Raw genomic sequence first — 15,416 nt, forward strand, 5'->3', positions numbered from 1 at the left:
ATGAGTAGTGAACTAAAAGAAACAAGTCTACAAATTACAGGGATGACCTGTGCAGCTTGTTCAGCAAGAATTGAAAAAGTATTAAGTAAGATGGATGGTGTAGAAGAAGCCAATGTTAACTTAGCTCTAGAAAAGTCTTCGATTAAATACGATCCTAATAAGCTTAGTGAAATAGACTTTGAAAAGAAAATCCAAGATCTTGGCTATGGCGTTGCCAAGGAGAAAAAAGAGTTTGCTATTTCGGGAATGACCTGTTCTGCCTGTGCAACGAGAATTGAAAAAGGGCTTAACAAATTAGATGGAGTATCGCTAGCAAATGTTAACTTAGCACTTGAAAATGCTACTGTAGAATATAACCCTTCTCAAATTACCGTTTCAGATATTATTTTGCTTGTAGAGAAGTTAGGATACGGAGCACTAAACAAAGATAATGAAAAGGAGACAGTGGATTACCGTGAGCAAGAAATCCAACGTCAAAAAAGAAAATTTTTCATTTCTGCTATATTATCGCTTCCTTTATTGTGGACGATGGTCGGTCATTTTTCATTTACATCGTTTATTTATGTGCCCGAATTTTTGATGAATCCATGGTTGCAAATGGCTCTCGCGACACCGGTACAATTTGTTATTGGGAAACAGTTCTATGTAAGTGCCTATAAAGCGCTCCGAAATAAAAGTGCCAATATGGATGTGCTAGTAGTAATGGGAACATCCGCCGCTTATTTCTACAGTGTCTACCAAGCCATCATAACGATTGGTAAGCATCATATGGCGAACTTGTATTTTGAAACGAGCGCCGTACTGATCACGCTTATAATATTAGGTAAGTTGTTTGAGGCGAAAGCAAAGGGACGTTCCTCAGAAGCGATCAAAAAACTTATGGGACTGCAAGCTAAAACAGCATTAGTCATCAGAAATGAAAACGAAATAGAAATACCGCTTGCGGAAGTCGTCACTGGAGATACAATCCTAGTGAAGCCTGGTGAAAAGATTCCGGTTGATGGAGAGGTCCTAGAAGGAAATACTGCTGTGGACGAAGCTATGCTAACAGGAGAAAGTATTCCGGTCGATAAAATGATTGGCGATTCGTTGTTTGGTTCAACGATCAATAAAAATGGGTTTATTAAAATGAAAGCTACGAAAATCGGAAGAGACACTGCACTCTCTCAAATTATTAAAGTGGTAGAGGATGCGCAAGGTTCGAAAGCTCCTATTCAAAGACTTGCCGACAAAATATCCGGTGTTTTTGTGCCGATTGTAATCGGTATTGCCATCATCACCTTTTTAGTATGGATTATCTTGGTTCGTCCAGGTGAGATTACACCAGCATTAGAAGCGTTGATTGCTGTACTTGTTATTGCTTGTCCATGTGCGCTTGGACTGGCAACTCCTACTTCCATCATGGCTGGTTCTGGGCGTGCAGCAGAATTTGGCATTCTATTTAAAGGTGGAGAGCATCTGGAAACAACTCACCATATTGATACAGTCATTGTTGATAAAACTGGAACTGTTACAAATGGTAAGCCAGAATTGACAGATGTAATTGTGGCGAAAGGAATGGATGAAGAAGCGTTTCTTTCTTTCATTGGATCAGCTGAAAAGCAATCAGAACATCCACTTGCCGAAGCGATTGTTCAAGGAATTCATGATCGAGGAATAAAGCTACAAAATGTGGAAGCTTTTGAAGCAATTCCAGGCTATGGAGTTAAAACAACCGTCAATCAAAAAGTGATTTTAGTAGGAACTAGAAAACTAATGAATCAGTATGATGTAGATATTTCGGATGTACTAGAAGTGATGGAGGATTTAGAAGCTAAAGGTAAAACTACTATGTTGGCAAGTATGGACGGTCAATATGCAGGTATGATTGCTGTAGCAGACACGATTAAAGAAACTTCAAAAAAAGCGATCAAACGATTAAAAGAGATGGATATTGAAGTCATCATGATGACAGGTGATAACGTGCGTACAGCTACTGCAATCGGTAATGAGGTTGGAATTGACCAAGTCATTGCTGAAGTACTTCCAGAAGGAAAAGCAGAAGAGGTGAAGAGACTCCAAGCTACTGGTAAAAAGGTAGCGATGGTAGGTGACGGAATTAATGACGCACCTGCTCTAGCAGTCGCTAATATTGGTATGGCAATTGGAACAGGAACAGATGTAGCAATGGAAGCTGCTGATATTACATTGATTCGTGGAGATTTAAATAGTATAGCGGATGCTATCATTATGAGCCGCAAAACAATGAAAAATATTAAACAAAATCTATTCTGGGCCTTTGCTTATAATGCTCTTGGCATTCCGATTGCGGCTTTCGGTTTACTCGCACCTTGGGTAGCTGGTGCTGCCATGGCATTTAGTTCAGTGTCAGTAGTATTAAATGCTTTGCGATTACAGCGAGTGAAATTAGAGAAGTAAGTGTAGCGAAGAATACACTAATACATTGGTATAGATGTTGAACATTAGTTTAATAAAAAAGAATAGTGGAAATATATTTAGTGAAATACTTATAAAAGAGGAGGATAAAGATGAAAAAGATAGTAGTAATAGGAGTTGTTTTCTTGATCTCCTTATTTATTTTATCCGCATGTGTTAGTGATAAAGAGGAGTCCAGTAAAGATGAAAGTATGCACATGGACCATACTAGCTCAGGTGAAGTTCCTAAAGGTTTGAAGGCAGCAGAACATCCAACTTATAAAGTGGGAAGTAAAGCAATTATTGAAACAGACCATATGAAAGGAATGAAGGATGCCGAAGCGACAATTGTAGGATCCTATGATACTACAGCTTATGTTATTTCCTATACGCCGACAACTGGTGGGGATAGGGTGGAAAATCATAAATGGGTTATTCAAGAAGAGATAAAAGATGCAGGTGATGGAACATTAGAACCAGGAACTGAAGTCACGATAGAGGCAGATCATATGAAAGGGATGAAAGGTGCAACTGCAGAAATTATTTCAGCAGAAAAAACTACTGTGTATATGATAGATTACACTCCGACTAACGGTGGAGAAGAAGTGAAAAATCATAAGTGGGTAACAGAGAGTGAGCTATCTCCCGTAAAATAAAGTAAGAACACAATAAATATATTATTGAATGAACAAATTCATATTCCATAGCAAAATGCACCTTGAATTCCCCATTCAAGGTGCATTTTAAATTGGAGATTTGCAAATATACGCTAGATTTTTATTCCCACTTTGCTTTTAATCTGATCGTAAAGACGAAATAAAACTTGTACAATAGGCTCTAGCTTTGTTGAAAAGTAAATAACCAAACCACTTGTTGCACATGAAAGTAACGCACTACCTATCAAATCAGCTGGATAATGTACGCCAACATAAATTCGTGATAGTCCAACAACTATCGCCCATATTAAAATTGGATACTTCAAACGGTCATTTCGCATAATAAATATCCATGCAATCGCAAACACTAAAACTGCATGATCACTTACAAAAGAAGAATCTACAGTATGTGGGACTAATTGATGAACATGATGTGTAACAAAGGGACGTGGGTGGTAATAAACCAAATGAATAATCGCATTTATAACCAATGCAATTGCTGAAGAAAAAATAGCATATATAGCGGTATACCGTTTTTCGATACCTTGTTGCTTGTTCCCTACAAACCAAAGATACAAAATGATGGCTACTGCTATATAAGGTAGACTATCAGACATGGTTATCATTATTGTATCCAATAACCTTGAGTGTCCTGCCCAACCATTTATTTGTTGGAATATATTAAAGTTCATAGTATTTCTCCTTTCGCAACTAACTATTTCGTAATTGAAACCGGAAAAAATACGATTTCTAGTATTAAGGATAAACATTGAATCTGAAAATACGATGAAAATTAGTAGATGTAGTAGGTTATTTATTTTTATAGTTCTTTTAACCTAGTATTGGAATTTTCATTATTTACGTCAATAGATAGTTTGATAATTCTGATAAAGTGGTAAAATGTTAGATAGGAAAACTATATGGAATGAGGTGGTTAGATGACTTTAATAAAGGCTACTGGTAATGGTATGTCTCATCAAATTACTAGCTTGGATGAAAGAAAACGAGCGATGCAGCGCAAGGATGCTGGAGAAGCTTATCGAAAACATGCAACATATTTGCAGCCGAAAGTCCCTTCTTTATCTGAACTAGAGAATCTCTTATTAGGTAATAAAGAAAGAGAGGAAGAAACGCCTGAAGTAAGTGCAGCTGTAAAAGAGTTTCAGCAACTAGAAGGTGCGAACAGTAGACCTACGAAAGGGCCAAGCACTCCAGTGCAAACAATTGGAGGACCAACACCTGAAAAAACCATTGAGCTTTTAGAAAAGGTGAGAAGTTCAGCATTAGCTCCAGTTGAACCAACTCCGCAAGATATACGTGTTGCAGCCAGTGCTACTGCTAAAATTCAGCAAGTGCAGACACAAATTACATTAAACCAAGAAGCGAACCGGCAAATTAAATTGGAAGTTAAAAAACAAAAAGAGCAAGAAGCAGAAGTTTTTAATCATTCTATTCTATCTGATGTAGATTCTCCAAAAGAGTTAAAAGAGAATTTAGTGAACTTACAGAAAAAAAGACTAAAAGAACAGGCAATTGCCAAATATTCATATCAAGTACATTTGAAGCGCTATGGTTTTACCGACCAACAGTCTAGCTTCTTTCGAATAGCTTAGGAGAAATACTATGGGAAAAAAGCAAAAAACGAATGCAGTAAGAATATTAGAGCAACAAAAAATATCGTTCGATTTAATTGAATATGAACTAACGGGCGATCAAGTAGACGGGGTAACCGTAGCGAACAAAATAGGCTACCCTGTTTTTGTTGTGTATAAAACACTACTTGTTACGGCTGGATCAAACAAATACTTTGTATGTATTATCCCGGTAGATAACGAATTAAATTTAAAGTCCGTCGCAAAAGTAGTTGGAGAGAAAAAAGTGGAATTGCTCCCACTAAAAGATTTACTCCCAACTACTGGCTACATCCGCGGAGGGTGCTCTCCCATTGGGATGAAAAAGTTATTTCCAACGATAGTAGATGCAAGCGCACAGAATCTTGACTATATAATTGTGAGTGGTGGGAAAATAGGACTTCAAGTAAAGCTTACAGTTCCTGAATTACTCCAAATGACAAAAGGTGAACTTGTATCCATTAGTAAGAAAAAAAGTGATTAGCTTTTTGGCTCTAAGAAGTTATAATGAATGAATAGTATTTTCTCCATTCCAACCATGTTGTGAATGTTTTTTTTACGGAACAAGAAAGTAGGATTTGTATGAAAAAGGAATTTGTTTGGCGCTGGGGATTCTTTATAGGTGGCGTCATCTTAATGGCATTAGGGATTTCCATGACGATCAAAGGGCAACGATTTGGAATTGGACCGTGGGATGTTTTTCATGTAGGACTGTTTAAACATTTAGGATTGTCCATTGGAACTTGGGCTATTTTAACAGGAATATTTATTGTAGTTGTCACGATGATTGGAACGAAAAGATTTCCACAGCTCGGTACTTGGCTCAACATACTTTTCATTGGTTCATTTATTGATGTATTTAACTGGCTCTTGCCTGAGGTTACAAGCTTTATGGGACAACTGATCATTTTCCTAATTGGTGTGGTAGTAACGGGGATTGGTGTTGGGGTATATGTGGCGCCTAATGTTGGAGCAGGACCTCGCGATTCACTTATGTTGTTACTCATAAAAAAAACGGGATGGAGTATTAAAAAAGTACGTACATCTCTAGAAGTCATCGTTGGACTCGTTGGTTGGGCACTTGGAGGTCCAGTAGGTTTAGGGACGGTTATTATTGCAGTTTTGTTAGGTCAACTGGTTCACTATACATTGCCGATGTCTCAAAAGCTTTTATTTCAAATTTGCGGCTATACAATGCCATACATAAAAAAGAGTGCTGAAGATCAGGAATGATTTTCAGCACTTTTTTCATATAATCCAGTTGTTTTACATATATTAATCATTGAATGAATGATAGAAAGGATGACGATTTGAACGGAACAATTACGCACTATATGGGCAAATCATATACGGGACAAGGTGTTAAAAGTTTCTATAAAGAAATCATTCAAGAAGCCAAAAAAGTTTACTTTTTCAAGGGACCTACTTCCTATCGACTAACAGATATATTAAAAGAAATAGGGTATGCAGGTATTCGTAGAGGGAAAAACATGGAATGGTTTTACGATCCCCTTCATGAAGATGTATTAGAAGGTATATATATTAAGGATACCAAAACGCTTTATCTACAAACGGATGCAGTCGATCCATCTTATTATGGTGCTGGTCATGAGTGGGTTCCATATTATGACGCGTATGATGAAAGTAAACTTCGAGAAATTGGTCCACAAATTCGAGATAAGCAAATTACGAATGATGTGTGGCTTTCAAAAGGACTACAAGCACTTTCTCGTGCAAAAGTTATCCATGATGAATGGGAGCAACTTATCCAACCAGCAGTGAATTGGGAAGGTATAAATGTTTTATTGGAAGAATTAAAAAAGAAAGCAATTGGTAATGTGGCACTTCAAAAAAATCCAAAGGTGACACACCGCCTAATGGGATCACTTACTCCACTCGGTGCAAAGGATACGCTAAATTCAATCTCTAAAAACTTAAAATCTAGGTTATTTATCAAAGGGTTACCGGGTAGCGGAAAGTCCTCCTTTATGAAAAAGTTTGGGGAAGAGGCAAAGGTACATGGGCTAGATGTTCGCTACATTTGGTGTGGATTGGATGCAAATAGTGTGGACGGTGTCGTCATTCCAGAATTGCAATTATGCATAGTGGATGCAACTAGTCCTCATGTATACGAACCAGAACGAGAAGGCGATGAAATAGTGGACTTCTTTACTCATATTGACCAATCATTACTGGATGAAGAAAAACTAAAAGAAGTGCAACAAAGGTATTCTTCTGAAATGGAGATTGCACAAGACTATCTCTGTACGTATGCTGCAGATTTAAAAACGATTAAAATGATGTACGATTCTTCTATTGATGAAGATAAATGGAGTAAGTTGCATAATAAAATGATCGATACGATAGGGTGAATTGCGGAGATTAAAACTACTCTCCAACTAAACTAGTGATTATTCCAACTAAAGTGACCATTTTTCCAACTAACCAGAAATTTTCATATGCAATAAATAATAAATTATGAAAGCCAAGCCGTTGACTCATGTCTGCGGTTTTTTTGTCTTTTCGTCTCGGCATGGTAAAATAGAAGAGAATATTTCGCTTGAGAGGAAGATGACCTTGTCTAACGTATTAAACAATTTTTTAACAGAAAACCTAAATGAATTGAAAGACCAAGGCTTATATAACGAAATCGACCCTGTAGAAGGACCAAATGGTGCGAAGATAAATGTCCGAGGCTCGGAACTTATCAATCTATCGTCTAATAACTATTTAGGGCTTGCGACAAATCCGGAACTTAAACGCATTGCAAAAGAAGCAGTGGACAAGTATGGAGTTGGAGCAGGAGCAGTTCGTACAATTAACGGTACACTAGATCTTCACGTAAAATTAGAAGCTAAACTTGCAGAGTTCAAAGGAACAGAAGCAGCTATTTCGTATCAATCAGGCTTCAACTGTAATATGGCAGCAATTTCTGCTGTAATGGATAAAAACGATGCGATTCTTTCGGATCAATTAAACCATGCTTCCATCATAGACGGTTGCCGACTTTCTAGAGCAAAAATTATTCCTTTCAATCACTCTGATATGAATGACTTGCGTGCAAAAGCAAAACAAGCAACAGAATCAGGCATGTACAATAAAGTAATGGTAATCACGGATGGCGTATTCTCGATGGACGGAGATATTGCAAAACTTCCAGAAATCGTAGAAATCGCAAAAGAATTTGACCTAATTACTTACGTAGATGACGCACACGGATCAGGCGTTACTGGTAAAGGAAAAGGAACAGTGAAGCATTTCGGTTTAGAAAAAGAAATCGACTTCCAAATCGGTACGCTTTCTAAAGCAATCGGAGTAGTAGGAGGATACGTAGCAGGGAAAAAAGATTTAATCGACTGGTTAAAAGTTCGCTCTCGTCCATTTTTATTCTCAACTGCATTACCACCAGGCGATGTAGCAGCAATCACTGCAGCAGTTCAAATGATCATCGATTCTACGGAATTACATGACCAACTATGGGAAAACGGAGATTACTTGAAAGCTGGCTTATCCAAACTAGGCTTCAATATCGGTGCATCCGAAACACCAATCACACCATGTATCATCGGAGACGAAAAACTAACACAACAATTCTCTAAACGACTATTTGAAGAAGGCGTCTACGCAAAATCCATCGTCTTCCCAACCGTACCAAAAGGCACAGGCCGCGTCCGTAACATGCCTACTGCTGCTCACACGAAAGAAATGCTGGATGAAGCATTGGGGATTTATGAGAAGGTTGGGAGAGAGCTTGGGGTGATTTCATAATTAAGCATAAGAAAAAAGCAGCCAAATTCGGCTGCTTTTTTCTTACTTAATTTTTCTTTCCATATTCTCAAAAGAATAAGGATGACATATATTATTCGAGTGAAGAAAAGAAGTGGCAGTCATTTCTATCATCCATGAAAAATAAAAAAATATTTTTTTGTTGACTGTTAGCCGAATTTTCTGTAATCTATTCTAAATACTTGTTAATTAATTAATAATTTAGATTAATAGAGAAAGTCTACGGTAACAAGTATATATTTTTTATATAATTAATTTCACCATTGGAGAAATTAATTATATAAAGCATTATTAATAAAGATATTTCACATAAATTAGGTGTAATTTTTAATGTGGTGGTTAAAATTATTTTCTATTTATATTTTCATCTGTATAGATACGAAAATATTTTATAGATTTACAAAAAAACGAACCAAGGGGATGGATATTGAAATGAGAAAGGCTAATTTTTGGAAGTTCCTATTTTTCGCTTTCATTTGTTCAATCGTAGTTGCTGGCTGTTCAAATGAAAAAGTCACAGGTAGCGAAAAGGGGCAAACAGATAGTGGCAAAGGGGAAGCATCAAAAGACAAAGAAATTGTAATCGCAGTAAACGAAAACTTTATTTCCATGGACCCACATAACACTGGGGATACAAATTCAAACTCAGTTCAGTCGTCAATGTTGGAAGGTTTATTGGGCTTCGACAAAGATGGACTAATAATGCCTGTATTAGCAAAGGAGTACAGCGTTAGTGAAGATGCATTGGAATATACGTTCGAATTGAATCAAGGGATAAAATTCCATGATGGTGAAGATTTTAATGCAGAAGCAGTAAAAGTGAATATTGAAAGAATCATCAATGATAAAAGTCTACGATTAAATAGTAGAGGATTCAGCTTAATAAGTAGTATAGATATTTTAGGAGATTACGAGATTAAGTTTACTATAGAGAAAGCCTACGGACCTATGTTAACTAGATTTGGTGCGGCTAAAATGATTAGTCCAAAGCTAATAAAAGAAAACAGTGCTGATATTCCAAAGAGCCCAGTAGGGACTGGTCCATTCAAGTTTGTAGAATGGGTTCAAGGTGATCACTTAACAATTGAAAGATTTGATGATTACTGGCAAAAGGGAGAACGTGTTAAGAAAATAACGTATAAACCGGTTCCAGAAAACGGTTCTCGTGTTGCGATGCTAAAAACAGGTGAGGCAAGTATCATTTATCCATTGCCAGCTCAAAATCTGAAAGAACTTGAAGCAAATAAAGACGTTGTAGTTGATAAAATCCCTTCAACAATAGCTCACTATGTATCTATTAATACAATGAAAGAGCCGTTTAATGATGTTCGTGTTCGCCAGGCTTTAAATTACGCGGTAGACAAAAATGCATATATAAATGTTGTTAACTCTGGTTTTGGCTTACCTTTAGACTCAATTATCCCTAGTAAAACAGTTTATTACGTTAAGCAAGGTGTATATGAGCAAAACATTGAAAAAGCAAAAGAACTACTGAAAGAAGCAGGATTTGAAAATGGATTTACAACTGAAATTTGGGGTAACACAAACTCCGATACGATGAAAGGCATGCAATTTATCCAACAACAATTAAAAGAAATTGGGATAAAAGTAGAGATTAAATCTATGGAAGAAGCGACATTATCAGATGAAATCTATGGAGCGCAAACACCAGAAGATACAAAGTTACAAATGTGGTACGTGAGCTGGTCTGCTTATGCATCTGATATAACAAATGCGACAAAACCATTATTTCATAGTGAATCTTTCCCTCCGAATGGTTCGAATACCGCTTATTACAAAAATGCAGATGTGGATGAGTGGATGAATGCAGCTAATTCTACTGGTGATACGAGTAAACAAAAAGAGTTGTATGAAAAAATTCAATCCACGGTTTATAAGGATTCACCTTGGATTTTCCTTGGAGTAGATGAACTGCTTGTTGGAACGCGTTCAGATGTAGAGGGCATTTATGTTGAAACTGGTGGAGGAATAAATGTAAGTAATGCAAATTATAAATAATTAAAACGATGAAATAGAAACAATCAGGGCTTACAACTATAATAGGGCGATATTATCTAATCGCCCTTCTATTATTAAAATCCTTGCGGCAACTTATTTCATCAATTTACAATAGTTACTTTTATCCACCTTTATAGAGAGGGGAAATAATTCGTGTTTCAATATATTTTAAAAAGAATTATGGAAATAATTCCACTAATTTTGGTTGTCTCCATTTTAACTTTTCTATTTATCCACTTGATTCCAGGTGATCCCGCTCGCTTAGTGGCTGGAAAAGATGCAACACTTGATGATGTTACCCGTGTGAGTATCGAAATGGGCTTAGATCAGCCGATATGGAAGCAGTACATAACGTTTATGGGCAATTTAGTGCAGGGGGATCTTGGAACTTCATTAAAAACTGGGTTACCGATTTCCGCTATGTTTGCAGACAGATTTATGCCTTCCATCTATTTGACACTTATAAGTTTAGGTTGGGCGTTAGTCCTTGGTCTAATAATAGGAGCACTATCAGCTGTATTTAAAAATAAGTGGCCAGATTATGTAGGGATGGTAACTGCTGTATCTGGTATCTCATTACCAGGATTTTGGTTAGGGTTAATCCTCATCCAAATCTTTTCTGTACAACTAGGCTGGTTTCCAACTGGTGGTGCAGAAGGATGGAAGAGTTATGTTTTGCCTTCCATAACATTGGGTGCAGGAATAATGTCGATGCTTGCGCGTTTTACAAGATCTTCATTACTTGAAACGTTAAAAGCTGACTACATACGAACTGGTCGAGCAAAAGGATTGAGAGAATCTAGTGTTCTTATTAAGCATGCATTAAGAAACTCGTTAATTCCTGTTGTAACAATTGCTGGATTACAATTTGGCTTCCTGTTAGGTGGATCGGTTGTTGTAGAAACTGTATTTAGTTTTCCAGGAATGGGACGTTTACTTATAGATTCGATAGCATTTAGAGATTACCCTGTTATTCAATCTGCAATATTATTGTTTTCAATTGAATTCATTTTAGTGAACTTACTGGTTGATATTTTATATAGTTTGCTAAATCCAAAAATCCAATATGAATCATAAAGGAGAGTAACTATGGTATTTACAAGTGCGGTAGGTGAAAAGAAACAAGTTGTTCCCCAAAAAAAGTACTCACCTATTAGAGAATTTTGGATGAACTTCAAGCGTCAAAAGACTGCTTTATGTGGAAGTATTTTTATCTTAGTACTAATGATTATTGCAATCCTGGGTCCTTCTATCGCTCCTTACGACCCATATCAACCAGATTATGATGTGATTTTACAAGGTCCGAGTAGTGAACATGTTTTAGGCACGGATGAATATGGTCGAGATATATTTAGTCGAATACTAGTGGGAACTAGGATTACATTAAGTGTAAGTTTGTCATCTGTGCTATTAGGTGCCATTATAGGTACTGTTTTAGGGATAATTAGTGGGTATTTTGGTGGCTGGTTAGATCGAATTATTATGCGATCTAGTGATGTAATGTTTGCATTTCCAGACTTATTATTAGCCATTGCGATAGTTGCGATTTTAGGACCAGGATTAAATAACGTAATTATAGCGGTCTCTGTGTTTAGTGTCCCTTCGTTTGCAAGATTAGTTAGAGGCTCTACTCTGGTAGCGAAAGAAAATACGTTTGTAGAAGCGGCAAAATCAATGGGTGCCCCCCACAAAAGGATTATGTTTAAACATATTTTTCCTGAAACAGTTAGTGGTTTAATCGTATTCGTAACGATGCGAATTGGTGGTGCCATTATAGCAGCATCGAGCTTAAGTTTCCTAGGATTAGGAGCTAGTCCGGAAACACCTGATTGGGGAGCAATGCTTAGTATGGGGCGTGACTATCTAGGGACAGCTTCTCATGTAGTAATGATGCCTGGTATCGCTATCTTTTTGACAGTTTTAGCATTCAATCTCATTGGGGATGGATTACGTGATGTTTTGGATCCTAAAACAAAGAACGATTAAGGGAGATAGTTAAACATGAGTGAAAAACTACTGCAAGTTGAACAACTTCAAACTGAATTTACGAAAAATAAGCAAAAAGTTAGAATTCTGCATGGTGTTAATTTTCATATAAACAAAGGGGAAGTTATTGGTTTAGTTGGTGAATCAGGGTGTGGTAAGAGTTTAACATCCCTTTCTATCATGAGGCTATTTCAAGGAACTAGTGGTGAAATTACAGGTGGGCGTATTCAATTTAATGGTAAGGATTTAACAAGTTTAAATGTTAACGAAATGCGGAAAATGCGTGGCAAACAAATTGCAATGATATTCCAGGAACCAATGACTTCTTTAAACCCAGTGATGAAAATAGGGGAGCAGTTGATGGAACCTATTCGAATTCATTTAAATTTGAACAAAAAGCAGGCAAAAGAGCATGTAATTGCTATGTTAACGAAAGTTGGCATTGCTCGTCCAGCTGAAATCATCCATGAATATCCACATCAATTATCAGGTGGGATGAGACAAAGGGTAATGATCGCTATGGCAATGTCTTGTAATCCCAATTTACTAATAGCGGATGAACCTACAACTGCGCTCGATGTAACGATTCAAGCGCAAATATTGGAATTGATGAAACAGCTTCAACAACAAGAAAATATGTCTATTTTATTGATAACTCATGATTTAGGTATTGTTGCTGAAATGTGTGACCGAGTGGTGGTTATGTATGCAGGAAGAGTTGTCGAAGAAGCGAATGTATTTGATTTGTTTGAGGAACCAAAACATCCATATACTCGAGGACTCATTGGTTCTGTACCTAAAATTGGTGTTAAAAGGGATAAGTTAGATTCGATTAAAGGGAATGTACCAGACCCTAGCAATATGCCGACAGGGTGTAAATTTGCGCCGAGATGTACACAAGTAATGCCAATTTGTTTGAAGGAAGAACCAACGAGTATCATGCTAGAGAACGAGAGGTTATGTAGCTGTTGGCTTTACGATAATGAACGGGGGGGAACACTTGTCTAATACGCTTCTAAAGGTAAAGGGGATTAAAAAAACATTTGAGATTCCAAATGGTATTTTAGGAAAGAAAAAACTACTAAAGGCTGTTAGCGGTGTAACTTTCGAAATTACAGAAGGGAAAACGTATAGTCTTGTAGGGGAAAGTGGTTGTGGAAAATCTACAACTGGTCGTCTGATCTCTCGTTTACTTACACCGAGTGAAGGTGAAATTTGGATAGATGGTGAAGAAATATCTCAAAAAAAAGAGTCACAGCTAAAGGAAATGAGACAAAAAGTTCAAATGATTTTCCAAGATCCATATGCTTCTTTAAATCCTAGGATGAAAGTGCGAGATATTATCGCTGAACCGCTTTTGATACATACCAAGCTATCAAAATTAGAGCAACAAAGGTTAGTTTCCGAGATTTTAGAAGTTGTGGGTTTAAATGAATCTCATGCGGATCGATATGCCCATGAATTTAGTGGAGGTCAACGTCAACGTATTGGAATTGCTCGTGCGCTTATTATGAAACCACGATTAATTATTGCGGATGAACCTGTTTCAGCACTGGATGTTTCGATACAATCTCAAATTTTAAATTTACTAAAGGATTTACAAAGTGAGTACAATATCACATATTTATTTATCTCCCATGACTTAAGTGTGGTAGAGCATATTAGCGATTACATCGGTGTAATGTATTTAGGAACAATTGTTGAATCAGGACCAAAGGATGCAATTTTCTCTAATCCGCAACATCCTTATACAAAGGCGTTACTATCTTCAGTGCCTATACCAGATCCAAAGTTAAGGAAAGAAAGAATTATCCTAAAAGGAGATTTGCCGAGTCCAATGAATCCTCCGACAGGATGTCCTTTTCATACCCGTTGTCCGGTTAGCGTGGAGATATGCAAGACGATAGAACCAGAAGTTACAAAAGTATCAAAAGACAATCATTTCGTTTCATGTCATTTGATAAACTCATAAGTTTTGACATATATATCAAACTAGTAGCTTTAAAATGCATCATATCAAATTGAAGAGGTGAAGAGAATGAAAGTAGGCTTAAGTACATACAGCTTAGTAAAAGAATTGAGAGAAGAGACAATGACAGTTTTGGATGTTATCCAATGGATTGCAGACAACGGAGGGGAACATATGGAAATTGTTCCTTATGGCTTCACTGTAGTTGATAATGTGGAATTAGCTGATCAGATTAAGGCAAAAGCCGAATCTGTTGGAATAGAATTATCTGCATATTCATTGCCAGCAAATTTCGTACAAGAAACGGAAGAAGCGTTTGAGGAAGAAGTAGCTCGTTTAAAGCAGCATGTGGATATAGTGAATCGACTAGGAATTAAAATTATGCGTCATGATGTTACGGCATTTACATTGCAACCTGAAGAAATGACCATTCAATATTTTGAGAAGCATTTCTCTAAAATGGTGAAAGGTAGTCAATTAGTTGCGGACTACGCTGCCCAATTCGGAATTACTACTACAATTGAAAATCATGGATTCAATGTACAAACAAGCGATCGAGTGCAAAGTGTTATCCATGCAGTGAATCGCGATAACTTTAAAACAACGCTTGATGTAGGAAACTTCCTATGTATAGATGAAGATCCGCTTGTAGGTGTGAAGAAAAATTTGAAGTATGCTGCAACAGTTCATTTTAAGGACTTCTATATCCGACCTTACTATGAAAATCCAGGTGACGGGGTATGGTTTAGAACGGTGAATGAAAACTATTTGCGTGGCGCTATTGTAGGACATGGTGATATTAATATCCGAGAAGTGATGAAATTAGTGAAAAACTCCGGTTACGATGGGTATCTTACTATTGAATTTGAAGGAATGGAAGATTGCAAAGTAGGTTCAAAAATCGGGATGGACAACGTAAGAAGATTCTGGAATGAAGTATAAATACTAAAAGAA

At 36.9% G+C, this 15,416-nt stretch carries 14 protein-coding genes; 13 read left to right on the forward strand and 1 reads right to left on the reverse strand.

What is annotated here, in order from left to right; translation table 11 throughout:
- Together ACEPXG_RS02860 and ACEPXG_RS02865 are read left to right on the forward strand one after the other, a co-directional pair.
- Entirely contained in the window at window positions 1-2,418 is a 2,418-nt protein-coding gene (locus ACEPXG_RS02860; protein ID WP_391207327.1) for a heavy metal translocating P-type ATPase, read from the forward strand.
- 110 nt (window positions 2,419-2,528) lie between these two features.
- Window positions 2,529-3,071 (forward strand): YdhK family protein, encoded by a 543-nt coding sequence (locus tag ACEPXG_RS02865; RefSeq protein ID WP_391207329.1) that lies wholly within the window; start codon window positions 2,529-2,531, stop codon window positions 3,069-3,071.
- Between the two features lie 113 nt (window positions 3,072-3,184).
- On the opposite strand, the gene ACEPXG_RS02870 is transcribed toward ACEPXG_RS02865, so the two are convergent.
- Window positions 3,185-3,763, reverse strand: a complete 579-nt coding sequence (locus tag ACEPXG_RS02870) for an undecaprenyl-diphosphatase (protein ID WP_391207331.1) — start codon at window positions 3,761-3,763, stop codon at window positions 3,185-3,187.
- A gap of 246 nt (window positions 3,764-4,009) precedes the next feature.
- On the opposite strand from ACEPXG_RS02870, the gene ACEPXG_RS02875 reads away from it, so the two are divergent.
- The 11 genes from ACEPXG_RS02875 to ACEPXG_RS02925 all read left to right on the forward strand — a co-directional run bounded on the left by ACEPXG_RS02875 (window position 4,010) and on the right by ACEPXG_RS02925 (window position 15,404).
- Window positions 4,010-4,684, forward strand: coding sequence for a hypothetical protein (locus tag ACEPXG_RS02875; RefSeq protein ID WP_391207333.1), 675 nt, complete (start codon window positions 4,010-4,012; stop codon window positions 4,682-4,684).
- Window positions 4,685-4,694: 10 nt separating this feature from the next.
- Window positions 4,695-5,186 carry a Cys-tRNA(Pro) deacylase gene (gene ybaK, locus ACEPXG_RS02880; RefSeq protein ID WP_391207335.1) on the forward strand — a complete coding sequence of 164 codons (492 nt, stop codon included), beginning with the start codon at window positions 4,695-4,697 and terminating at the stop codon, window positions 5,184-5,186.
- A gap of 98 nt (window positions 5,187-5,284) precedes the next feature.
- The gene (locus ACEPXG_RS02885) at window positions 5,285-5,935 is read left to right on the forward strand and encodes a YczE/YyaS/YitT family protein (protein WP_391207337.1); all 651 of its coding nucleotides are present in this window, start codon (window positions 5,285-5,287) and stop codon (window positions 5,933-5,935) included.
- Window positions 5,936-6,012: 77 nt separating this feature from the next.
- Entirely contained in the window at window positions 6,013-7,074 is a 1,062-nt protein-coding gene (locus ACEPXG_RS02890) for a hypothetical protein (protein ID WP_391207339.1), read from the forward strand.
- Between the two features lie 199 nt (window positions 7,075-7,273).
- Entirely contained in the window at window positions 7,274-8,470 is a 1,197-nt protein-coding gene (locus ACEPXG_RS02895; protein WP_391207341.1) for a glycine C-acetyltransferase, read from the forward strand.
- Between the two features lie 450 nt (window positions 8,471-8,920).
- Window positions 8,921-10,507: a glutathione ABC transporter substrate-binding protein gene (locus tag ACEPXG_RS02900; RefSeq protein WP_391209747.1), complete on the forward strand. Its 1,587-nt coding sequence runs from the start codon at window positions 8,921-8,923 to the stop codon at window positions 10,505-10,507.
- Between the two features lie 153 nt (window positions 10,508-10,660).
- Entirely contained in the window at window positions 10,661-11,584 is a 924-nt protein-coding gene (locus ACEPXG_RS02905; protein ID WP_391207343.1) for an ABC transporter permease subunit, read from the forward strand.
- A gap of 12 nt (window positions 11,585-11,596) precedes the next feature.
- Window positions 11,597-12,493 (forward strand): ABC transporter permease subunit, encoded by an 897-nt coding sequence (locus ACEPXG_RS02910; RefSeq protein ID WP_391207345.1) that lies wholly within the window; start codon window positions 11,597-11,599, stop codon window positions 12,491-12,493.
- A 15-nt stretch (window positions 12,494-12,508) separates the two neighbouring features.
- Window positions 12,509-13,501 (forward strand): ABC transporter ATP-binding protein, encoded by a 993-nt coding sequence (locus tag ACEPXG_RS02915; RefSeq protein WP_391207347.1) that lies wholly within the window; start codon window positions 12,509-12,511, stop codon window positions 13,499-13,501.
- The gene (locus tag ACEPXG_RS02920; RefSeq protein ID WP_391207349.1) at window positions 13,494-14,465 is read left to right on the forward strand and encodes an ABC transporter ATP-binding protein; all 972 of its coding nucleotides are present in this window, start codon (window positions 13,494-13,496) and stop codon (window positions 14,463-14,465) included. The genes ACEPXG_RS02915 and ACEPXG_RS02920 overlap by 8 nt, the downstream gene beginning before the upstream one ends.
- A 66-nt stretch (window positions 14,466-14,531) precedes the next feature.
- Window positions 14,532-15,404 (forward strand): sugar phosphate isomerase/epimerase family protein, encoded by an 873-nt coding sequence (locus ACEPXG_RS02925; protein ID WP_391207351.1) that lies wholly within the window; start codon window positions 14,532-14,534, stop codon window positions 15,402-15,404.
- Window positions 15,405-15,416 lie beyond the last annotated feature (12 nt).

The organism is Psychrobacillus sp. L4, assembly GCF_042944905.1.
Classification (GTDB): domain Bacteria; phylum Bacillota; class Bacilli; order Bacillales_A; family Planococcaceae; genus Psychrobacillus.

Coding starts and splice junctions, on each gene's coding strand:
- ACEPXG_RS02900 (WP_391209747.1), top strand. CDS start 8,921: ATGAGAAAGGCTAATTTTTGGAAGTTCCTATTTTTCGCTTTCATTTGT.
- ACEPXG_RS02870 (WP_391207331.1), bottom strand. CDS start 3,763: ATGAACTTTAATATATTCCAACAAATAAATGGTTGGGCAGGACACTCA.
- ACEPXG_RS02895 (WP_391207341.1), top strand. CDS start 7,274: ATGACCTTGTCTAACGTATTAAACAATTTTTTAACAGAAAACCTAAAT.
- ybaK (WP_391207335.1), top strand. CDS start 4,695: ATGGGAAAAAAGCAAAAAACGAATGCAGTAAGAATATTAGAGCAACAA.
- ACEPXG_RS02860 (WP_391207327.1), top strand. CDS start 1: ATGAGTAGTGAACTAAAAGAAACAAGTCTACAAATTACAGGGATGACC.
- ACEPXG_RS02875 (WP_391207333.1), top strand. CDS start 4,010: ATGACTTTAATAAAGGCTACTGGTAATGGTATGTCTCATCAAATTACT.
- ACEPXG_RS02915 (WP_391207347.1), top strand. CDS start 12,509: ATGAGTGAAAAACTACTGCAAGTTGAACAACTTCAAACTGAATTTACG.
- ACEPXG_RS02910 (WP_391207345.1), top strand. CDS start 11,597: ATGGTATTTACAAGTGCGGTAGGTGAAAAGAAACAAGTTGTTCCCCAA.
- ACEPXG_RS02885 (WP_391207337.1), top strand. CDS start 5,285: ATGAAAAAGGAATTTGTTTGGCGCTGGGGATTCTTTATAGGTGGCGTC.
- ACEPXG_RS02925 (WP_391207351.1), top strand. CDS start 14,532: ATGAAAGTAGGCTTAAGTACATACAGCTTAGTAAAAGAATTGAGAGAA.
- ACEPXG_RS02865 (WP_391207329.1), top strand. CDS start 2,529: ATGAAAAAGATAGTAGTAATAGGAGTTGTTTTCTTGATCTCCTTATTT.